The organism is Bacillus sp. 2175, assembly GCF_057812155.1.
In genome coordinates this window covers 2825548-2848474 of sequence record NZ_CM173819.1, presented here as the reverse complement: position 1 = coordinate 2848474, position 22927 = coordinate 2825548, and the positions used below count along the sequence as shown (strand labels likewise).

Annotated in this window: 21 protein-coding genes, 1 pseudogene, 1 riboswitch and 1 other annotated feature; of the genes and pseudogenes, 16 read left to right on the top strand and 6 right to left on the bottom strand. The window is 31.8% G+C overall.

All coding sequences use genetic code 11. The annotated features are described in order from the left end of the window. Positions 1–208 precede the first annotated feature (208 nt). The 5 genes from ACXKY9_RS14870 to ACXKY9_RS14850 all read right to left on the bottom strand — a co-directional run bounded on the left by ACXKY9_RS14870 (position 209) and on the right by ACXKY9_RS14850 (position 5036). Complete coding sequence (locus ACXKY9_RS14870) at positions 209–424, bottom strand: spore germination protein (protein ID WP_001110933.1); 216 nt, start codon at positions 422–424, stop codon at positions 209–211. Positions 425–809: 385 nt separating this feature from the next. Then, positions 810–1418 (bottom strand): DUF998 domain-containing protein, encoded by a 609-nt coding sequence (locus ACXKY9_RS14865; protein ID WP_000275956.1) that lies wholly within the window; start codon positions 1416–1418, stop codon positions 810–812. 668 nt (positions 1419–2086) lie between these two features. Further along, the gene (locus tag ACXKY9_RS14860; RefSeq protein ID WP_001088919.1) at positions 2087–2956 is read right to left on the bottom strand and encodes a cation diffusion facilitator family transporter; all 870 of its coding nucleotides are present in this window, start codon (positions 2954–2956) and stop codon (positions 2087–2089) included. 356 nt (positions 2957–3312) lie between these two features. Next, a complete protein-coding gene (locus ACXKY9_RS14855; protein ID WP_001139346.1) occupies positions 3313–3528 on the bottom strand; it encodes a spore germination protein in 216 nt (71 codons plus the stop codon). A gap of 626 nt (positions 3529–4154) precedes the next feature. After that, positions 4155–5036 carry a protein kinase domain-containing protein gene (locus tag ACXKY9_RS14850; protein WP_000654552.1) on the bottom strand — a complete coding sequence of 294 codons (882 nt, stop codon included), beginning with the start codon at positions 5034–5036 and terminating at the stop codon, positions 4155–4157. Between the two features lie 127 nt (positions 5037–5163). On the opposite strand from ACXKY9_RS14850, the gene ACXKY9_RS14845 reads away from it, so the two are divergent. From ACXKY9_RS14845 to ACXKY9_RS14770, 16 genes and pseudogenes are all read left to right on the top strand, one after another. Next, positions 5164–5673 carry a GrpB family protein gene (locus ACXKY9_RS14845; RefSeq protein WP_000372684.1) on the top strand — a complete coding sequence of 170 codons (510 nt, stop codon included), beginning with the start codon at positions 5164–5166 and terminating at the stop codon, positions 5671–5673. 117 nt (positions 5674–5790) lie between these two features. Further along, on the top strand, positions 5791–6321 hold the full coding sequence (locus tag ACXKY9_RS14840) for a hypothetical protein (protein ID WP_000411451.1): 531 nt from the start codon (positions 5791–5793) through the stop codon (positions 6319–6321). 12 nt (positions 6322–6333) lie between these two features. Next, positions 6334–7008, top strand: a complete 675-nt coding sequence (locus tag ACXKY9_RS14835) for a response regulator transcription factor (RefSeq protein WP_001163829.1) — start codon at positions 6334–6336, stop codon at positions 7006–7008. Beyond that, positions 7005–8420: a HAMP domain-containing sensor histidine kinase gene (locus ACXKY9_RS14830; RefSeq protein WP_000594475.1), complete on the top strand. Its 1416-nt coding sequence runs from the start codon at positions 7005–7007 to the stop codon at positions 8418–8420. The genes ACXKY9_RS14835 and ACXKY9_RS14830 overlap by 4 nt, the downstream gene beginning before the upstream one ends. 106 nt (positions 8421–8526) lie before the next feature. Further along, positions 8527–9516 (top strand): zinc-binding dehydrogenase, encoded by a 990-nt coding sequence (locus ACXKY9_RS14825; protein WP_000644549.1) that lies wholly within the window; start codon positions 8527–8529, stop codon positions 9514–9516. Between the two features lie 247 nt (positions 9517–9763). Further along, positions 9764–10363 (top strand): undecaprenyl-diphosphatase, encoded by a 600-nt coding sequence (locus tag ACXKY9_RS14820; protein WP_001110120.1) that lies wholly within the window; start codon positions 9764–9766, stop codon positions 10361–10363. Between the two features lie 283 nt (positions 10364–10646). Next, positions 10647–12785, top strand: a complete 2139-nt coding sequence (locus tag ACXKY9_RS14815) for a penicillin-binding protein (protein WP_001170939.1) — start codon at positions 10647–10649, stop codon at positions 12783–12785. Positions 12786–12961: 176 nt separating this feature from the next. Then, positions 12962–13220 (top strand) — a binding site (T-box leader). A gap of 65 nt (positions 13221–13285) precedes the next feature. Beyond that, positions 13286–14518 carry an MFS transporter gene (locus ACXKY9_RS14810; protein ID WP_000787864.1) on the top strand — a complete coding sequence of 411 codons (1233 nt, stop codon included), beginning with the start codon at positions 13286–13288 and terminating at the stop codon, positions 14516–14518. Between the two features lie 263 nt (positions 14519–14781). Continuing rightward, on the top strand, positions 14782–15807 hold the full coding sequence (locus ACXKY9_RS14805; protein WP_000598047.1) for a serine hydrolase domain-containing protein: 1026 nt from the start codon (positions 14782–14784) through the stop codon (positions 15805–15807). A 13-nt stretch (positions 15808–15820) separates the two neighbouring features. Beyond that, positions 15821–15889: pseudogene (locus ACXKY9_RS14800) on the top strand (GNAT family N-acetyltransferase); the annotation flags it as partial. A 143-nt stretch (positions 15890–16032) separates the two neighbouring features. Further along, positions 16033–16665 carry a VanZ family protein gene (locus ACXKY9_RS14795; RefSeq protein WP_000281852.1) on the top strand — a complete coding sequence of 211 codons (633 nt, stop codon included), beginning with the start codon at positions 16033–16035 and terminating at the stop codon, positions 16663–16665. 190 nt (positions 16666–16855) lie between these two features. Then, positions 16856–17311: a CcdC protein domain-containing protein gene (locus tag ACXKY9_RS14790; protein ID WP_000353706.1), complete on the top strand. Its 456-nt coding sequence runs from the start codon at positions 16856–16858 to the stop codon at positions 17309–17311. A 79-nt stretch (positions 17312–17390) separates the two neighbouring features. Next, the gene (locus ACXKY9_RS14785; protein WP_000639421.1) at positions 17391–17897 is read left to right on the top strand and encodes a DUF3189 family protein; all 507 of its coding nucleotides are present in this window, start codon (positions 17391–17393) and stop codon (positions 17895–17897) included. Between the two features lie 199 nt (positions 17898–18096). Then, positions 18097–18903 (top strand): DegV family protein, encoded by an 807-nt coding sequence (locus tag ACXKY9_RS14780; protein WP_000831921.1) that lies wholly within the window; start codon positions 18097–18099, stop codon positions 18901–18903. Between the two features lie 292 nt (positions 18904–19195). Then, positions 19196–19621 (top strand): DUF4879 domain-containing protein, encoded by a 426-nt coding sequence (locus tag ACXKY9_RS14775; RefSeq protein WP_015382392.1) that lies wholly within the window; start codon positions 19196–19198, stop codon positions 19619–19621. Between the two features lie 506 nt (positions 19622–20127). Continuing rightward, complete coding sequence (locus ACXKY9_RS14770) at positions 20128–21351, top strand: MerR family transcriptional regulator (protein ID WP_000703291.1); 1224 nt, start codon at positions 20128–20130, stop codon at positions 21349–21351. A gap of 87 nt (positions 21352–21438) precedes the next feature. On the opposite strand, the gene ACXKY9_RS14765 is transcribed toward ACXKY9_RS14770, so the two are convergent. Continuing rightward, positions 21439–22563, bottom strand: coding sequence for an MFS transporter (locus tag ACXKY9_RS14765; protein ID WP_228161167.1), 1125 nt, complete (start codon positions 22561–22563; stop codon positions 21439–21441). Positions 22564–22681: 118 nt separating this feature from the next. Continuing rightward, a riboswitch (purine riboswitch) is annotated at positions 22682–22781 on the bottom strand. Positions 22782–22927 lie beyond the last annotated feature (146 nt).

Genomic DNA, 22927 nt, shown 5'->3' with positions numbered 1-22927 from the left:
GACTCTCGACCAAGAGAGCTAGAGTGGGAAGAATTTAAAGCTGACTTTTTAAAGTCGTATATAGTATCGGTGAAATTTAGAGATTTATTCGTGTAAAGCATAAAAAGAGCAGCTAGTAAAAGCTAGCTGCTAAGCCTTCGGGTATGAAGGGGAATCAGAAACTGTATATACATTATTAACGGAATGTTGTGTTTTATTCAGTAGTAGCCTAATTTGCTACTACTTGATCTTGATCTGCAACATCAGAATCAAATGTATTCGTTGCACTAACACCATTAAAATTATTAACGATAAAAGCGGCATTGGAACCGCCCGAGCCATTATAAGATTTTGTATTTGCTTTTGGAGAAACGTTATAAAAATCACCTAAGTTGAAAGAACCGTTACTGGTTTGTAAGACAAGGTTTCCAAGAATAGCTGGCATAGCTTTCACCTACTTTCTTAGGGAGTATTTAAATTAGTATATGGTGTATGTGTCTAGAGGTTCATTTGAAACGGAGAATTTTGAAATGAAGTTTGATTGAAAACTCAATAAAATAATCACTTGAATAGAAAGCGAGTTAAAAGAATAGAAAAAGAACGCCCAGGAAAGCGTTCCTTGATCAAGACTCATATCGAAAAAACGAAAATGTGACAGCGATATATATTATTTAAGTTTTGAGTGTATGTGCAAGTTTAAAACAAAATCCTTATTTGAACAGAAAAAAAGACCGCATGGGAAAGCGCTCTTTGACCAAGATATATTAAAAAGTATCGGCAATTAAATTTTATGTATATTTTCAGTTTATGTGCAAGTCTGAATAAAATCTTTATTTTATCAATTTATAGGTTGATACAGTTCCCCAAACGAAAAGAACCAAGTAAAAAAGTCTTTGTAGTAGACCTGCAGGTAAGGGGAAAAGAAAAACAAGTGAGATAAGGATAGTTATTACTATTAAGCTTAGTAAACAGAAATATGTCCATTTTCTAGTTTTTTTAAGATTCTTAGCAAAAATAAATAGTCCTGGAAATACCGTAAGCATGCCTATCCAAACTAGAATGGAATGTCCAATTAGGTTTACATCTGCAGGAATTAATCCTGAAACTATAGTAGAGATTCCTATTATAAGTATAAAAAATGTTGCTATTCTATTAATTCTTGTTTTTTCTAGATGTTGTGAAATATATAGTACTCCAATACAAAATGTTATTCCATTAACAATAAAGAGTATATTCATCCCAAAATGATTAGGGGAGCATATTTCATACGGAGCTATTTCGTAGGTGAATTCTCCGCAGGTTGTTACACCTAGATCACTCATTGCATGATGCAAATAGTTATAAGGTGCTGTAGAAGTGAAAATAAAGAAAGGTTCAATTAAAAAGTATAGACAAGTTGCAATCCAGCTAAATAAGCCAATTTTATTTGATATATACATTAGATACCTCCTTTGAAAAAAGTATATTTCCATTATAGGTGGTTACATCATCAAAAGTAAAAATTTTCAAGTTGAAAGTCGATAACTCTGTTCAATAACATAGGATTTTCTAGAAAAATGTGATTAGCGGAAAGACGTATAAAAAATGGATGGGGCAGAACCTAACAAAATAGTTATTTGAATTAGTTTTATTAATAAAAAGAGCACACTTGTATATGTGCTCTCAATAAGGTAGATGAATGTCTCATGAAACAGAAAAATCCCAAAAGTTGTAATCAGATTTTCATGAGTAAATTTTTAATATTGTATTCCTTATGTGAATTTATGGAGCCTGTCATTAAAGAAACGATACGAGTTGGAGTTTTAACCCAAACGATATTTCATAATAAGCGAAAAGGAGCACACATATAAGCATGCTCTTTAATAAGAAAGGTAGATCTCTATGAGCGCAGAGACTACATACAATATCCATATGTTTGTTTCTTTTAAATGTGAAGAAAAAATCAACAAAAGGTCAATGTAAACTCAATAAAAATTCAACAAAAACGCTATTTTATTAGACTGCGAGATGGTGATATGAGTCTTACTTTTATAGAGATATTTGTAGGTCGTGAGAGTAGTACCTTCACGACCTACAATATCCCTAATTCCTTTAATGGCGTTTCTAGTTATTTTAATAAAATTTCATGTTCTGGTTCTAAATGGATTAGTATGTGAGCACGATTAAATTGTTTCTTAATATTTTTCTCTATCCGATCACATAATTCATGGGCAGTTTCAATGTTATAGTGAGATGAAACGACAAGATGAAAATCTATGTATTCAGTTGGACCAGAACGTCTTGAACGAAAATCATGAAACTCAATATATTCATCTCTATAAGATTCTATAATTTTTATGATTTTTTGTTCCTCTACTGGTAATAAACGTGCATCAATTAATGGGGGAAAGGACTTCTTCATTAATTCGAAGGCTTCAGTCATGATATAAACAGCTAAAATAATTCCAATGATTGGGTCTAGGAAATACCATTCTGTTATACTAACTAAAAGTAAGCTGATTGCAACACCTAAAGAAGTGTATACATCAGTGAGTAAATGTAGTGCATTAGATTTCATTGCAATAGAATTTGTTTTTTCAGCAGTTCTGTTAACAATTCGTGATACTACAAAATTGATGAGTGCTCCAATCAACATAACAACTATTCCTAAAAATGGGAGATGAATGGGTTCGGGGTGTATCAATTTAAGGGTACATTCATAAATAATCCAAAAACCAGCTATAAAAATTAATAATGTTTCGATTGTTCCAGAAATATTTTCTACTTTTCCATGTCCATAGGGATGTAATTTATCCGCCGGTTTATTTGAAATTCGGACAGAAAAGAAAGCGATGATTGAAGCTAATAAATCTAAAGAGGAATGAATTGCTTCGGAAAGAATAGCTACTGAACCAGTAAAAATACCAATAACAACTTTTAAAATGACGATAAAAGTGTTACTTAATACTGACGAAAAAGCTACTTTTGATGAATTCATTGTTACATATCCCCCCTACCTTTTATTAATTATTTTTTATGTTATCAGTTCAATATACAGTGGGTCTATAGCAATCTTTTTGCAAAAGACAATAAAAATTGAAAAGGTTTCAATATGTTTCCCGTGGGCATATTTAATTGTTAACCAAAAAATTGAAATATAAGTTAATAAAATGAATTAAAGACAGGGAATAAGAGGTGCCTAGTGCTTTTGATAAGTTATCTTCGGTGCAAAACTAAAAGCAGCTAGCAAAAGCTAGCTGCTAAGCCTTCGGGTATGAAGGGAAATCAGAAACTGTATATACATTATTAACGGTATATTGGGTTTTATTCAGGTGTAGAGGGAAATAAATAAATTTAGGCTGTTCCAACTTGGCTTTGGTCGGCAACATCAGAATCAAATGTGTTTGTTGCACTAACACCGTTAAATGTATTAAGAACAAAAGCGACATTAGATGAACCCGAACCATTATAAGCTTTTGTATTTTCTTTTGGAGAAACGTTATAAAAATCACCTAAGTTGAAAGAACCGTTACTATTTTGTACAACCATATTTCCGACAATAGATGGCATAGCTTTCACCTTCTTTCTTAGGGAGTATTTATATTAGTATATGGTGTATGTGTCTAGAGGTTCATTTAAGTTTGAAAATTCAAAGATATAGCTTGTGAAAAACTTAATAAAATAATCCTTTTGTTTATAGAAAAACAAGCTACCACGTTTCATTGATTGTGAATCTTTTCTAAGGTGTGCTTAAGGGGATGGGAATAAAAAGAATATTTTCGAGAGGAAAGGGATTAATTTATGTTAGGAAATTAGTTTGATAAATTAAAAGAACCTAAATGTATACATAGATATAAACTTAATAAAAGTTATGACAATGAAGATTTTAGAACTGGTAAGATGGGGATAGTTAGTTATTATAAATGTGAAAAGTGTGGGAAAGAGAAGGAAATCAGCAAATATACTAATGATGTTAATAGTGACTATTGGGATGTTTAAAATAACATTCGAATATAGTCCGGCTAGAAAACTAGAGAACACCAATTCATTAAAGTAGCAATTAAAGCTGTTTTAGGAATAGGTGTCCTTTTTATTTCGTTTTAAAATTAGAACACAATAATATGAAATGCTCATAAAATCATTCTTGCTATACATGATAATAGTATAAACTCTATATTTCTTTTAATAATTTAGGGTTATATCTTTTCTGCATCAGCCGCTTTTAACCACGCTTCGTAGAATTCTGTAACTGATGCATACCGTTCTGCCCGATTGTCATTTACAGCACGATACGCTACCTCATATAATTCCTTACTTGCTTCCCATTTTATAAAAGAACGATCTTTTTCACCGCCTAAGAGTGAGAAAGCCATTGCTCCCATATTAAATACATTTGTTCTTTCATCAATTATAGCGTTTAGTTCAAATTCCTCTGGTGACATAAAACGGGAGGAACCCCATAGCCGGCCCATTTTATTTATGTAAGGTTTCTTACTGTATAAATCTATATCACAAATTTTTGTTTCGTTTGTATTAAAATTATATAAAATACTACCGTCATAAAAATCTATCGCTACATAATTTTTCTTTTCTACATAAGTATGGAAAGAAAAAATGGAATGTAAAGAATGAATTCGTTCTATAACAGGTAAATGTCTAAATTTATAAAATGGAGAGTTTGGATTTTTATATTTCTCAGGAGGTGGGAAGCGCCAATGCGAATGAAGACATTCACCATCAAACCAATCGAAAATTAATACATATCCAGATTGAACTGGAAAATGATCAATTAATCTTATGAGCGATTCATGCTTTAAATCTTCATAAATAGTAACTGAATTTTTTAGCCTTTCAATAGCATCACCCGTTGTTCCTTCATATGCAATTGTTTGTGCTCCTGCGTATTTGATAAATTTCTTATGCCCATTTTTTTCTACACCAAAACTTATATTACCTGAATCTTGCTGGTCAAAAACTGCAAATACGGTACCTAATTTAATAAGCCAATCAAAATTATGATGTTCTTTTAATTGGAATATTACACTATTTAACTGAACTTCGACGGAATTATCTTTCATAGATTACCTCACATTTAATATAATTAAGTTGTACATTCCACTATTCGACATATTTTGTGGAAATTCTATGCTAACAACATAAAATTTTATAAATATAATGATAAACACTTATAGAGAGGTGAGTACAATGGACCAACAAATTGTTATTAAACCGTATCAAAAAGACTGGGTTGAAGAGTATATAAAAGAAGAAGAGAAGTTCTGTTCCTTGTTAGGACAAGAAATAATCGCTGTTGAACATATAGGGAGCACAGCAGTAGAAGGATTAGGAGCTAAACCTCTTATTGATATGATGATTGGCGTAACAGACTTACAAATTACTGAAAACTGGATTGAGATTCTATCGGAAATTGGATATGAGTATGTTCCAAAAGATGCAACCAATTGGCGTTTTTTTAGAAAGGGAAAATGGAGAGCAGGTACTCATCATTTGCATGTTTATATTTATAATAGTGACGAGTGGAGAAACAATATTTTATTTCGCGACTTTCTAATAAGCCATAAATGGGCACGTAAAGAATATAGAGAATTAAAAGAGAGGCTTGCTATTACATATGCTTTTGATCGTGTTTCATATACAAAGGCAAAAGCGCCGTTTATTCAAAACATAATAAAGTTAGCTGAAAAAAATCAATAATAGTTGTCAGTGATATTGAAATTCTCATTTTATTTTAATCTTTCTCTCATTTTATTTTCTTTTTTATTTGATAGACTGCTTGTTACAAAGCCTTTATTAGTAAGGAGATTAAATAAAATGGAGAAGATATTAAGAAATAAATATTTCCATGTGTGTGTTAAAATTATAGGTATTACTATTATTATTTGTAGTGTAGAGATGCTATTTATTAATGTTATGTACGGCAATGTTCTGAATGTAAAATGGTTAAATAAAAAATTAGGCTCTTTTGGTGAATATGGGGCTATTATCGCTGCTTCATTATGGTTTTTACGCCATATATGGATGTTTTTAAAGAAGAAAAATATACAAGGGTTTAAAAAAGTTAAAGAAGTGTATCTATTTGCAAAAAAGTTTCATGTATTAATTGGATACGCTATAATAGCTGTTGCAATTACTCATGGTGTTTACTTTTTTATAAAAGGGAGTCGTCATATTTTACTCATATACAGTGGTATATTTTCTCTATTAGCCTTAATTGTACTAGGGGTTTTTGGGTTTTCTTTACAGCAAGTAAATAAAAAAGAAAAATTTATGATGTATAGAAAAGTGCATCAAATCATTGTAATTATATTTGGAATAGGATTATTTATTCATTTAATTGTCTAGGAGGAACTATCGTTGCAACACATTTTAATTATTGAGGATGAGGAAAGTTTAGCAGATTTTCTAGAATTAGAACTAAAATATGAAGGGTATAAAGTAGATATACAACTAGATGGAAGAAAAGGGTTAAGCGAAGCACTTGAAAAGAATTACGATCTCATTTTGCTTGATTTAATGCTGCCTGGATTAAATGGACTAGAGGTATGTCGTCGACTAAGAGCGACTAAAAATACACCCATTATTATGCTGACTGCTCGTGATAGTATTATGGACCGTGTGACAGGTTTAGATAGTGGAGCGGATGATTATCTTCCGAAACCATTTGCAATTGAAGAACTGTTAGCACGTATGAGAGTGATATTTAGAAGAGAAGAACATATTGAAAACAAGCAGGTTTCATTTCTTACATTCAAAGATTTGCAGCTTCAGATTGAATCTCGAACTATAACTAAAGGAGATGAAGAAATTGAACTTACAAATAAAGAATTCGAGTTATTGCTTATGTTTATGAAAAATATTAATCGCGTACTTACTCGTGATGTTTTACTGGATCAAGTATGGGGATATGATGCAATTGTTGAGACAAATATTGTTGATGTATATGTTCGTTATTTGCGAAATAAGTTACATAGTGTAGATAAGGAGGAGTATATCCAAACAGTGCGTGGTGCGGGATATATAATGAAATGATAAAAAATATTATGTTTCGAATTCGAAATCTACCTATAAAGTGGAAACTAACACTTTGGTCCACTACACTAGTATTTATTTTATTCATCTTATATAGTGCTTTGCAGTTTATTGTAATTAATAAGTGGACTATAGATTATGAACAGAAACAAATAAATAGGCAAGTTACGGAAATAGCGGCATATTTCCAAGATAAAAATGATACCCTTTCGAGTAAAACATTTAAAAACAGTAAAGATTTTCTAAACAATATGATTGATAAGCATCAAATGATTCGTATTATTGACATGGATGGGGAGCCGATTATTACTGTTTCACGAGATTTTAATGAAACGTGGATAAAGCCGAAACAGGTTATAAAAGATGAGTCATTTATAAAAAGGCATTTAGAAGATCGAATATTAGTTAAGCGCATACCAATTAAAACGAAAGAGTTTACTGGAACTATTGAACTTACGAAAAACCTAGAGACATTTGATTATTTATTAAAAGTTATTTTAGTGGTAATGCTTATTGCTGGAATATTTGGATTGATATTTAGTTTTTTAGGTGGGATTCTTATAACTAAGAAACTATTATCAAGTGTTCAAAATATAACAGATACGATGAAACGTATTAAAAAGAATGGACTAAATGAACGGGTTCCAGTACGAGAAAATAATGATGAGCTTGCAAAATTATCATTTCTCTTTAACGAGATGATGGATGAAGTAGAAACTTCTTTTACACAACAGAAACAGTTTGTCGAAGACGCATCTCATGAACTAAGAACACCGTTAACAATTATTCATGGTCACTTAGCGATGTTAAACCGATGGGGGAAAAATGATCCAGCAGTATTAGATAAATCTCTTCAATCTAGTTTAAAGGAAGTAGTTCGTTTAAATAAATTAGTTTCAGAATTGCTAGAACTATCAAGAGCTGAATCTGAACAATTGCATCCAATAGCAGCTGAGCCAGTTCATGTAAATAGCGTATTAAAACATGTTACACAAAACTTTGTAGTACTCCAAAGTAATTTTCAATTTGATATGAAATTCGGGGATGACGAGGCTTATGTGTCAATGCCATCATCTTACTTAGAACAAATTATTATTATCATAATGGATAATGCAGTTAAGTATACAAAAGAGGTTAATAAATATATTTGCATAGAATCCAGTTTACACTCAGGGAAAGTTACAATTCGTGTAATAGATCATGGAGCGGGAATACCTGAATCCGATTTACCATTTGTTCTTAATCGGTTTTACCGAGTTGACAAAGCGAGAAGTCGAAAACAAGGTGGAAACGGACTAGGTTTGTCTATTGCAAAACGACTTGTAGAAAAATATAACGGAGCTATTAAAATAGAGAGTAAAGAAAATGAAGGAACAATCGTTACGATTACATTACCATGTATAATAAAATAAGCCTTCAAAGAAGGGGTGCTTCTTGCATTCCTTCTTTTTTTACGATCAAATCATTTTGTTTATTTCGAAATTTCTAGTACATTAAAATTATTAAGGGGGAATAATAATGAAAGCTATCGTACATCAATATAAAACTGGATTTGACGGTGTAGAATATAAAATATCACCTGAGAGAGCACTTAATGATGGGGAAGTTAAAGTGAAGTTAAAATCAGCAGGCTTAAATCATCGGGATTTATTTATTATGAATAATAGAAAAGAAATGCAATTGCCTTTAATCTTAGGATCAGATGGTGCAGGTATTGTTACGGAAATTGGAAACGGTGTTTCTGATAACATATTACATACAGAAGTTATTATTAATCCTAGTATTGGATGGGAACATGCTACTGAAGTACCGGAGTTACCGGAAGTGCTAGGTGGACCGAAAGATGGAACGTTTGCTGAATATGTAATTGTACCAGCTGAAAATGTAGTAGAAAGGCCGTCATATCTTACTTGGGAAGAATCAGGTGTTTTATCTTTATCCGCATTAACTGCATATAGAGCGCTTTTTACAAAAGGGAGATTGAAGTGCGGCGAACACGTTTTAATTCCGGGAATAGGCGGTGGTGTTGCTACATTTGCCATGTTATTCGCGAAAGCAATTGGCGCAAAAGTGAGTGTTACTTCAAGGGTAGAGAATAAAAGGGAACTTGCTGCAAAATATGGTGCAGATATTTCTTTTCATAGTGCCGGAAATTGGGAAGAGGGCTTACAAGGTGAAAAAGTAGATTTAATAATAGATAGTATAGGTCCAGCAACTTTTTTGAAATATTTTGATGTATTAAAACCAAACGGAAGAATCGTGAATTTTGGTGCAAGCTCAGGAGATAAAATTGAATTACCATTACGCGCGCTATTTTACAATCAAATTGATATTATGGGAACATCCATGGGTAGCCGTGAGGAATTTAATGAGATGATAAAGTTTATAGAAAAATATCAAATTAAACCAATTATTGACAAAGTTTACTCGTTAGAAGAAGCAATTCGAGCACTAAGCCGTATGGAACATGGAGAACAATTTGGAAATATTGTACTTCAAATGAATTAAAAAATATGATTTTGCAATTAGTATATTTAAATGAATATGTTATGTATTCCAAACATGAAAAAAAAACGAATCGCCTTATTATAAAGGTTTACGAACTTTATACATAAATAGCGTATAAAATTTGTTTTATAATTGTCACATGAGTAATAGTAAAATGAGAATTAGATGAGAAAAGTTTAAGCCCATTTTCATAATGGTATTGTATACTGTGTAAATCAAGAACACTTGTAAGTAGGGAGAGAGTATTATGAATTACACAGTATTTCAGTGGTTTAATAATTTTGCTGATTCATCCAAACTATTAGATACGATAATGGTTGCAATTACAAATAGCGCTGCATACGTAGCCATTTTATTTATGCTTATCTTATGGTTTAATAATGGAAAGAAAGAGAATGCAATTAGAAAACAATATACAGTTTTATATACGACGCTTTCGGTTATTATTGCATTAGTAGTAAATGTTCTTATACATGCGGTATATTACCATCCGCGTCCGTTCGTATCACATGATGTACATCAATTAGTACCACATGCAGCAGATTCATCATTTGTTAGTGATCATTCTGTACTTGTATTTTCAATCGCCTTCGTATTTATTCTTAGAGGAGAAAAACTGAAATATATCGCGCTATTATGGGCTGTGTTAGTCGGTATATCACGTATGTACGTAGGTGTTCATTATCCTTTAGATATACTTGGTGCAGCATTCTTAACACTTGTTACGAGCGGTTTAGTAATGCAAAGTACACGTATGTTTGAACCAATAGCGAAATTTGTATTCAAAATGTATGCATTAGTAGCGAGACGAATTCCTTTCTTAGCAAAATATAACCATATCGCATAATTTTCTTATAAAAAGTTCCCATTTGGAAATCCAGATGGGAACTTTTTATAGTAAATAAGAAAAGAGTTTAGAGTGCTATGCAATCAAGTTTTGGTGAAGTTAATATTCAGAAATTTCACGCACCGTATTTTAATTAAATAAAACAAAAAATAACAATAGTTAGTTTTGCATTGTTTTAAAGGAATTAAAAAGAAAACTTCGAAACATATAGTATCGTAAACAAAAACTACAAATTTTAAAACGTATCTTCGTACGAATCCATTCCAAAAGAGAGGAGATAAGTATGCAAAAACTTCAAACGAATAAAGGCGCTCGATATATGATGATTGCTTTTATTGTTTTGTTTCTTATTATGATTTTGCGTATATTCTATATTCAGGCAGTAGGAGTCGTGCATAATGTAAATGTAAAGGACCTCGCGGATGAACAACATAATAAAAAAGGTGTTTTAGAAGCGAATCGTGGTACTATCTATGACCAAACGGGAAAGGTGTTAGTACAAGATTCTACAACGTATCGAGTTGTTGTGAATTTAAAAGGAAAAGATAAAGTGAAAAATAAAGATGAAACCGCACAACAATTAGCCGATGTACTTGAAATTGATAAAGAAGAAGTATTAAAAAACTTTCATGAGGGGCGTACGCAAGTTGAAATTGGAAAAATTGGTCGGAACTTATCTAGGGAAACGAAGGAAAAAATTAATGATTTAAAAATACCAGGTGTATCTTTTATGTCGGAAAAAGCAAGAGTGTATCCGAATGAAGATTTTGCATCCTATATACTGGGTTTTGCTAGACCAGATGATAAAGGGAATACGGAAGGAAAGTTTGGGCTTGAAAAGAGTTTGGATAAATATTTGCGCTCTACAAACGGGAATATAGAATATGTGGGAACACGAAGAGGGATTCCACTTACGAATGATATAGGAAAAGTAGAACCTGCTAAAAATGGGAATAACGTATATTTAACGCTTGATAAACAAATTAATAGCTTTTTAGAAGAAGCGATGAACAAAGCACAAGAGCATTATGATCCTTCTATGTTAATTGGCATTATTGCTGATCCAAAAACAGGAAAGGTTTTAGCGATGTCTAGTAAACCGAGTTACAATCCTAATGTAGGTGATATCGAATACTTTTTAAATGATCCGATTGCAAATGCATATGAACCAGGTTCAACAATGAAAGTTTTTACGTTAGCAGCTGCCATTAATGAAGGTGTATATAACGGAAAAGAGTATTTTCAATCTGGGAAATATTCCGTTGGTTCATCTGATATAAAAGACCATAATGGTGGATTTGGATGGGGATCTATTACATTTGATGAAGGTTTTGAAAGGTCATCAAACGTAGCTTTTTCTATTTTAGAAGATCAGTTACTGAAGCCAAATAAATTTAAGCAATATATGAATAAATTTGGATTCAATCAAAAAACAGGAATAGATTTACCTGGTGAAAGTAAAAATACTTTATTATTAAATACGCAAATTCAACAGGTTACAACTTCTTTCGGCCAAGGTTCTACAGTAACTCCGATTCAATTAATCCAAGCGGCTACTGCTATAGCAAATGACGGGAAAATGATGCAACCATATATTGTTGATAAAGTTGTAAATCCAACAAACAAAGAAGTTATTATGGAAAATCAACCGAAAGAAATTGGGAATCCGATAAAAAAAGAAACGGCGGACAAAGTTAGAAGCTTAATGGAGCGTGTCATAACATCTTCAAAAGGAACTGGTACAATGTATAAAGTGGATGGTTATCCAATTGGAGGTAAAACAGGAACAGCACAAATCCCGAATCCTGAAAACGGCCGATATATGGAAGGGAAAGAGAATTACATTTTCTCCTTTTTAGGAATGGCTCCAATTGATGATCCGGAGTTAATCGTATACTTAGCTATTAAGCAGCCAAAGTTAAAAGGAGATGAGTATGGAGCTCAGCCTCTTGCTGAAATATTTAAACCTGTTATAAAAAACAGCCTTGAATATTTAAAGGTGAAACCGTATACAGAAAAACAAATAGCTGATGCAACGAAGCAATCTCAATTAAAAGTACAAAATTATGTAAATCAATCGATGGGTACAGCAGAGAAAAGTGTAGAAAAAGAGAAGATACAGCCAATAATTTTAGGAGAAGGAAAAACAATAAAACAATATCCACAGTCTGGCGAGGTAATGAGTGAAGGGGATCGTATATTTTTATTAGGGAATAACGCACAAATGCCAAATTTAAAAGGTTGGTCCATGCGTGATGTTATGTATTTCTCTAAGCTTTTGAAATTAGATTTGAAAACATCTGGTACGGGTTATGTAACGAGCCAAAGTATTGAAAAAGGACAAAGTTTACAAGAAGGAGATACACTAGAACTAGAATTAGAACCGCCGTTACAACCGTTAACAGAGGCGAATACGAATTAATTCAGGTATTTGGAAGGAGCTAGATGCAAATGGCTCTTTCTTTAGAGCTGTAAGTAATTTCACGCACCGTAATTTTTAGAAAAAACAATAAATAAATGAATTAACAGAGACACATCATTAAATGTCTGATTATTTTTTATTTACAGTTAAAAACAATTGTGATAATATGGAAAAAATTAAATGCAGTGAAGAGAAGAGTAAATAAAATGAATTTTTCACAGAGAGCTCCATTTAGCTGAAAAGGAGTAAAAATTCTTTATTGAACCAAGCCTCTGAGCAGCGCATCGGAACCTATTATTAGAGGATGGTGTGACGGGAGCTCCCGTTATAGAGCTATGGTATAAGCATGAGTTAGAATGCAGTACCTGATAAGGTTAATATGGTGACATATTAACAAACTAGGGTGGCACCGCGATGATAAATCTCGTCCCTAAGATTAAAAGTCTTGGGGGTGGGATTTTTTTATTGTTTTAAAACAATTTGGAAAGCGGGGGCCAAAAATGAAAAACTTTCTTAAAGATTGGAAATATCCTTTACTATTACTGTCCGGTGTTGGTATTGCGAATTTAGGGGCATGGATTTACTTAATAGCATTGAATGTACTTGTCTATCATATGGGCGGCTCAGCCTTAGCTGTTGCTACTTTATATGTAATAAAACCCTTAGCCACTTTATTTACAAACGCTTGGTCTGGGAGTATGATTGATCGTTTAAATAAACGGAAGTTAATGATTCACCTCGATATATATCGGGCGTTATTTATCGCTATTTTACCTTTACTTCCGTCACTTTGGATTGTTTATGTATTCGTATTCTTTATAAGTATGGCCAGTGCAATTTATGAGCCAACTGCTATGACGTATATGACGAAATTAATTCCAGTAGAACAAAGACAACGTTTCAACTCATTACGTAGTTTAATAGGATCTGGTGCATCTTTAATTGGTCCGGCGATAGCAGGGGTTTTATTAATTGCGAGTACACCAGATTTTGCTATATATATAAATGCTATAGCATTTCTTTTATCAGGATTCATTACATTACTTTTACCGAATCTTGATAAGAAAAAAGATTCGGATACAACTAGTAATACATTATCCCTTACAGTATTAAAAAAAGATTGGATCACTGTTATAAATTTTAGTAGAAAACATGTGTATGTCGTATGCGTGTACTTCTTATTTCAAAGTATGTTCGTATTAGCAACCGCTACTGATTCACTTGAACTATCGTTTGCAAAAGAGGTATTACTACTAACAGATAGTGAATATGGTTTTCTAGTTAGTATAGCTGGTGCAGGATTTATTTTAGGTGCCATAACAAATACAATTTTGTCAAAGAAATTAGCACCTTCACTTCTAATTGGAATAGGATCATTATTCATTGCAATTGGTTATTTAATTTATGCTTTTTCAAATGTATTTTTAATAGCTGCTATTGGATTCTTTATTTTATCTTTTTCAATGGCATATGCAAATACAGGATTTTATACATTTTACCAAAATAATATCCCTGTTCATATGATGGGACGGATTGGGAGTATATATGGACTTGTTATTGCGATAGTAACAATCTTTATTACAATATTATCTGGTGTTGCGACTCAGTTCATTTCTATACAACTTGTAGTTATTGTAGGTTCATTGATTATGTTATTTATTACTATCGTCTTGTGTGTGTTTACTTTATTCCCATCACAATCTAAGTTGTATTCTACTGAATCAATAAAGTGAAACTTTAATCAGGGGGCATCCCCCCACTGATTATCAGCCCTCACCAATCGAGCTTTTACGGGCAGCAGGGTCCCCACTTAACTTCTTTGCTTTCGCTGAATTTTGAGATGGGGGTCTTACTGTCCACAAATAGCGGGATAAATTCGAAATGAACTTTGTGTTCTCATTAACAATTTATCGTATTTAATAAAAGGGTTCTTTCCCCTTTATATGGAAAAATCAATAAGGGGAAAGAACAATACCGAAAGATAAGGGTGGTTGTCGTGATAAAAACAAAAGATGAAATTGATAAAATTGTAAAAGAAATACAAAAGAAAATAGATTTCTCTGGAGTAGTTTTAGTAAAAAAAGAAAAAGACTTAGTCTATGAAAAAGCTTTGGGTTACGCAAACCAAAGTGAATGTATAAACAATACGATACAAACAAGATTTGGCATTGCCTCAGGATGTAAAATTTTCACTGCAATTGGCATCTGTCAACTTGTTGAAAAAGGTTTTATTTCTTTTCATACAAAATTAAAAGATTGTCTAGAGATAAAATTTTCAAACTTCGATGAAGATATTACAATACATCAACTACTAACGCATAGCGCTGGTATACCAGATTATTTTGATGAAAGTATTATGGATAACTTCGAAGATCTTTGGAAACAAACACCTATGTATCTATTAAAGAGTTTAAAAGACTTTTTACCATTATTCCAAAAAAGTAATATGATGTTTGCACCTGGAACTAAGTTTCACTACAACAATGCAGGTTTTATCATACTTGGATTAATAATAGAAGAACAGACGGGACTTAAATTTACGGAGTATATAGAAAAGAACATTTTTAATCCGATTGGCATGAATGATTCTGGCTATTTTTCGTTAGATAGATTACCAAGACATACAGCTCTAGGATATATAAAGGACGAAACCAACCAAAATTGGAGAACAAACGCCTACTCTATACCGATAAAAGGAGGAGCTGATGGAGGTGCATATGTTACTGCACCAGACATGCTGAAATTTTGGGCGGCCCTATTTAATAATGAAATTTTAGGAAAGGAATATACAAAATTACTTTTAACTCCTCACATTCAAGTAAATGATAAACAGTCCTACGGCTATGGAATATGGATTGAAACACGAGAAAACAAGGTATTCAAATATCATGTAATGGGATATGATCCAGGCGTCAGTTTTCGCTCGGCTATATATCCAGAATTAGGAATAACTTTAGTTATTACGTCGAATAAAGGGGCAGGACCTGAAAAATTAATGATAGAAATAGAAAGAGCTTTTTAATTATATGGATTTAAAAGAAGAGATACGAAAATAATTTAAACGGGTTCATGATTGTTTCTGTTTTGAAAAATATTTTAGTTAACGAGGAACCCTTTATTTATTAAATAAGGTTTTTTTGTAATTCTGTACAATTATATATAATTATATGGATTTTTAAATTAGAAAACATTACTATATAGTTGTAAATTTTTATTATTAATTCATATGAAAGGATGTGTTAACAATTTGTATATGATTAACGGTAGTGTGTTTATTATTTTAGGAGTTATTTGTTATTTAATTGTACGTGGAATATTAATTAGTACCAAAAATACAAAACATGTAATTTGGTGGAAAGAAATAATAAGTTTTTTATTTGTGATCTACATTTGTATGGTTGTTGCAGTAACTTTATTCCCTTTACCAATCGGTTTTCCTTTTAATATTGAAAATCTGAATCGCTCGGTCAATATAATACCATTTGCATCAATTATTAAAGACATCAATCAAATTGGTAGTGCTTATGATGGAGATACCCTATTTATGATTGGTCTAATTGTAAGAAATGTAGGCGGGAATATTTTATTATTAATGCCTTTAGGATTTTTAGCACCAATCCTATGGGATAAATATAAGAAATTCAAAAATACAATTTTATTAGGATTTTCTATATCAGCTAGTATTGAATTGCTACAATTAATTGAGTCTTTATTTAGTGGAGTGGGACGTATTACTGATATTGATGATGTGATCTGTAATGTTATAGGTTCTATTGTTGGATATTGTATTTATATTATCTTTTTAAAAGCTATTAATAAATTTAACATTCGAGTGTTGGGTAAAGCTAATTCTAAAGGTGTGGAATTAGTTGATAAATAGGAGTTTAAACGAGTTATTAAAGGCGTACGAGTAAAAAGTACGTCTTTTTATTTTTATAAATAATGCTTAAGGCTGATGAGAAATCACATTTTTCATCTTACACTTGAAAGTAGCTATGGTATTTCAAGTATGGAATGAAAAGAGGAGAATATAATCTTTAAAGATAAACAAGTTTATAGGAGGATTCTAAATGGATATTTTACTTGTTATTCTTATTATTGTTTTGATGCAAAGTAAAGAACGAAAAGTGAAAATAAACCGTATTTGGCTCATTCCGGCTTTGTTGTGTTTTGTAACAGTTCAATCCATTATTCATATGGGACAAATAACTTTGCTGCAAGGACTACTGTTTGTTGTAATGCTTGGAATTGGCTTATGTCTTGGGATTATACGGGGAAGAGCTTTAACATTTCGATTAGATAGTGAAACAGGTCATGTACTACGAAAAGGAAATTGGGTAAGTACAATAATCCTTCTTGTTATTTTAGGAGCAAAAATTATGATTAAACAAAGTATGTTTTCGGGTAGTACGCACCAGACATTAATGGTTGTAACAAATGCCTTTTTATGTATTACATTAGGCACTGTGATTAGTAGACGTTATTATATTTGGAAAAAATATAATGAATTAACACAAAAAGCGTAAATACATTCATCCCTTGTTTAACATTGCTAAGAACGGTAATACTAATTAACATTGAACTTTTACAACAAGGGATGATAATATGATATACATTTACACAGATTTTGGTGGAACACATACTACCTCACTAGCTGCAGCGTATCATTTAAATAAATTACCAACGGATCGCAAGTTAACGAAAGAAGAAATTTTGAATGTAGATTACTTTAATAAATTGAAAACAGAAGATATGGGAAAAATTATTTTTCATGGCATAGATGAACATGGTCATCCTGTATATACGATTGGATGCGGCGCATCAAAAGTTGTTGTACCAGCGATGAAGCATTTAGGAGAAATCTTGCAAAAACATTATCAAAGTCATGAAAAGATTATTTTTTCTAATACATCACCAACCGTACCTTTACCAATGACTTTCGGTGGGCTGTTTTCTAGAAGGTTCCATATCGATTTTATTGGCGTACCGTTACTCGTATGGGGAGCAAAAATTTGCTGTGATAATATACAAAGGCTTGTTAGTTATACAAAAGAAGCTGGCCGATTAACGAATGATTATGTTGTAATTTTAGATAATGAAACTTTTAAATAGTATATGATAACAAGAAAATCGAGCAAATTCCTTGATTTTCTTTTTTATTTGTGAAATAGACAAGAAATAGTCACATTTAATATACATCTACTATAGCCAAAACAATAAAGTCCTGTTACTATTACAGGGATATTCTCTTTTCATAACATAAATATATAGAAAAATTAGAAAAGAGGAATTGAATTAAGGGAGGAACAACATGAAGCGTGTTGCTTGGATTACTGATAGTACAACTGCGAATTTTAAAACAGAAGGAGATAACTTTGTTATCCCAATCGAAGTTATTATTGATGGAATTTCGTACAAAGATTGTGAAGAAGGTGTACGTGAAAGGGTTTATAATGCGTTAAACGAAGGTAAAACAGTCACTACTTCACAACCTAATATTGGGGAAATGGTAGAGTTATTTACGAAATGCAAAGAAGAATATGAAGAAGGATTTGCAGTTGCTATTAGCGGAAAAGTAAGTGGAACCTATCAAAATATGAAGTTAGCTGCAGAAATGGCAGGTTTTCCATTAACGGTATTAGACAGTGAAACAACAAGTTATCCAATGGATGAACTAATTAGAAAAGCGAAATCGTTATACAATGATGGTATGACTTTACAAGATATACACAAAACATTAGTAGATGAAAAAAGAAGACCTTTTCATGTATTCCCAAAGAGTTTAAAAGGTCTATATGCAAGTGGCCGTGTAAAGGGCATGCAATTTTTACTTGGAAGTTTATTAAGTGTTAACTTAATATTAGAAGTAAAAGGTGGAGAGCTTTTACTTGAAAAGAAAGTTCGTAAAATCCAAAAATGTCGAGAATATATTAAAAATGAACTTGAAAAAGAATTACCAAAAGTACTTCACATGTTCCATGCTAACGATAAAGCTGGAGCTGAAGAATGGATTGCAGATATTAGACAAGCATTCCCTGAAATGGATTTCAAATTATATCCATTACCAATTTCATTTGCAGTTCATGCAGGTGAAGGTACAATAGCAATCAGTTATTAAAGTAAAACCCGTGAATGATTCACGGGTTTTTTCAGAGTGTCGGGAAAGACCTTATATACTATAAGGTCTTTTGTACCTCTTAAAATGGCTTGAATAGCGTTTATTTGAGGTCATTAGGTAGTTAGAGATTGATGACTATCTTTAACGAAAAAAGTTGAAGTCATATTTTTCAATGTTAATAAATCAGAATATTCTTTCTATTATTTCTGCAGTTACAATCTATTTACATATAAGATTATTAGGATTATATTGACAATGAAAGAGAAAACAATAGATGGAAGGGGATGTTTTTATGTTAAAAAAAGCAGCACTAGGGATTTCATCGTTAGCAATCACAGCGTTCGTCGGATTAGGGATGGCAACAGAAGCTTCAGCTGGACCAGCAGCACCACTTACTTCACTAAACGTCGTACAAGTAGAGTCTGAGCTAGGCGGGGTAGAAACAATTAATCAGAACAGCTTCAGCACATCGCGTAACCACGGGGGAAAATATTTATATATTACAACGAAAGAAATGGGCTATGGCCAAAACCCATTTGCTAAAATGAATGGTTCTAATGTAAAAAGTATTGATTCCACTATAATTGGCGGAAGACCAATCGTTGGCTGGTATTATAAATGGGATGCTTCTGGACACCAACAAGGAACTTTTGAGTACCAAAAGACATCTATAAATGCACCATTTAATACAATGCGTACATCGATTTATATCCAATAATTTTGAAAGCGTTCGCACATATAGAATAGTAAAAAAGGTACTTCTAGGAGTACCTTTTTTTGATTTGAATCACGTTCATCTATATTTACAATCCTAATTTCACAGCAAGAATACTTCCCATAAAACAAAATCCTTAAACGTCTATAAAATTAATATGAACGCGTAGTACAAGTCCGCTACAGTTAAAGTACGTAATTTTACATATTTCAACTCAATGAAAAAGGAAGAAACTGCAGTACTTACGCCGCAGTTTTAAATTCATCCATGAACTCACAGTTTTTTAGATATATAAACATAAACGTACTACTTGCTACTCTTTTTTAAATTCAAGATTACAAAAGGAGTAGTTAAACTTATATAAGCTTAGCTTAATGGGGATGTGGCGGAACTTTAAAATTAATTACATCTTTTTCATAGCATAAATAATTTTGTATAGGGAGATGAAAGGATTTTTTTAAATAATAAAGAAGTATGTATAAACAAATATATAAATGGTAGTGATTAGGATGAAAATCAGTAAGTTTGCAGAAGTAAATAATGTAAGTGTAGATACGATTAGACATTATATGGACCTCGGACTCGTTATTTCCGAGAAAAAAGGAAGTCACTATTTTTTTGACGAGTATTGTCAAAAGGATATAGAACTTATATTAGAGTACAAATGGCTAGGGTTTAGCTTGTATGAAATTAAAGAACTGTTTCTTTATAAAAATTTAGGGAAATCCTTAGGCTATGAAAAGGATAATTTTTATCAATCTTTATTTAAAGTAAAATATGAAAAGATTGAACAAGAAATAAAAACTTTAGAGGAACGAAAATGCAAATTAAAGGAAGCGTTACATAATTTATCTATAGAAACTGAAATTTCGAGTTCAATTTTAGGGGTAGATTTAAAAGTACTTCATTTATTTAAATGTGTTAAGTGTAACGGAAATTTAATTCTTGAAGATGGCATTATTAATAAGAATCAAATTATTGAGGGAAAGTTAATTTGTAATTGTGGTGAAGAATACACGATTATTTCAGGGGTTTTAACAGCTGGTAACTCAGTGAAAGCGTATGAAAAGAAATCACTTGAAGATTCTATTTCGGATTATATTCATGAAACTGATACTGCTTTTTTGGAAAATGTTCAAAGAGGAGGAGAATGGGCGAAAAAGAAACTAATGCAATTAGATTTAAATGAAAAAATACTACTTGATTTAGGGTCTGGTATTGGGTTCTTTTTACGAAATATTTATGAAGAACTACCGGAAGAGTGTTTATATATTGCTGTTGATCGAGATTTGAATAAACTTTTACTTTTAAAAGATGTAATTGAGAGAAGAAATGTGAAAAGAAATATTGTATTTATCTGTGCCGATTTTCTAAACATACCTATTCAGAATTATTCTATTGATATTGTAATTGATCAATCAGGTACAAGTAATTATAGTTTTGAACATGAGGAGTTCTTATTGTGCGAATTAAATTCTCTTTTTAAACACAATAGTTATTTATTAAGTTCGTTTATTTTATTTAATAAATTTAGTATAAATAGCCAAATTGCACCTAGACTCAGAGAGAATTTTACATCTGTAAAAGTAACGAAAGAAATCCAAAATCTACAGTTTCAATCGATTGATGAAAGTACTTCAAATTATTTGATACGAGGGGGAAAGTACGAGGATTTCTTTGTTCAAGGAGAAGAAATTTATACATATTCATTTTTCGGAAAAAGATGGGGTTAATCCCGTCATAAAAAGTCCGTTTTTATAACGGGACTATTTATGACGATTCCTATCTATACTTTTTACGATGAAAAGAAAAAGAGAATGTTAATCTAAATGTTTAGCACTCACTGGACAGTCTCTTGTCGGTGTATGTCTAGTAAGAGAAAAGATAGCCAAACCTAAAGATAATAAAACTAAAGATCCACCAACCCAGGCCATATTGGCGACATTATGTACTTGTTTTAAAGCTATACCTCCAACTGCAGAGCCGAGTGAAATTCCTATTTGTAGGGCTGAATTATTAAAACTTTGCTGTATATCTGACGTATCCGGGGCAGTTTGGATTAAATAACTTTGTTGAGGTGGTGCAAGCCCCCAACTCAATGCAGCCCAAACTATCATAACAGGAATAAATAGGATAATAGAAACTGCAGTAAACGGTAATATAAATAAGATTAGAGCAAATAGAGTAATAACTATCAAAATACTTTTTTGAGCGCCTATTTTATCTGATAATACACCGCCAAACGCACCGCCACTTACTGCAGCTATACCAAACACTAAATAAAATATGCTAATCCAATAAGGGCTTAGGTGAAACTTATTTTCTAAAAAAGGAGTAAAATAAGCATATAGAGTATAGTGTCCTGCTAACATAAACATGGTAGCTAGATGGGCAGATCCTAGTTTAAGACTACAAACGGCCTTTAATTGGATAGATAAAGGAGTTCGGTTTTCCTCTCCAGGTATTTTATCTAAAAATACTGAAATTAAGATAATAGACCCCAATGATAAAATAGCTATACATAAAAAAATAATTCTCCAGCCAAATGTGTTTGAAATTAATATGCCTAGTGGTACTCCTAGTACAAGTGAAGAGCTAATACCCATATAAATTAATCCTAATGCTTTTGCTCGATAAGCGGGATTAACAATTTTAGCTGCAATTGTTAGGGAAAGTACTACAACTAAAGCAGTACTCATAGCAGTTAAAATTCTTGCTATCATCATAAAAGTAAAGTTCGGACTAAAATAAGTAAGTAGATTACCAATTAGAAAAATGTAAAGTGAAATAATATATAATTTTTTTCTTTCCACTTTACTTGTGAAAATCAATAATACAGGACCTGCTATTGCATAAGTAAAGGCGAAAATTGTAATTAATTGACCAGCAGAACTTAATGAAACATTAAAATCTTTAGCGATGTCTGGCAATATTCCTCCAACGATAAGCTATACAAGACCTACCGCTATCGTTGCTAAAGCTAATATAAATACTTTGAAATTCATTTTTTATATTCCCTTCTCTGCATTATTTACCGTAGAACAAAAAAACTCCTGACTACAAACGCTAAAAGACGCATTTTGTAGTCAGGAGTTGTTGGTTCCTGGTAGAGACCCCCAAGCCATATTCTTGGAGTTATACATGATTCTCATATGTAATTAATCAACGTAATAGAAGATACCATATTATTTTTTAGATTTCAATAAAAAATTTGCATTTGTACATGTGATCTTATTAATCATTTTATTTTTTATCGTTGTAGGAGGCACTAATATCTTCAGTTGATGTGCACGGGGTTAACTCCATCTT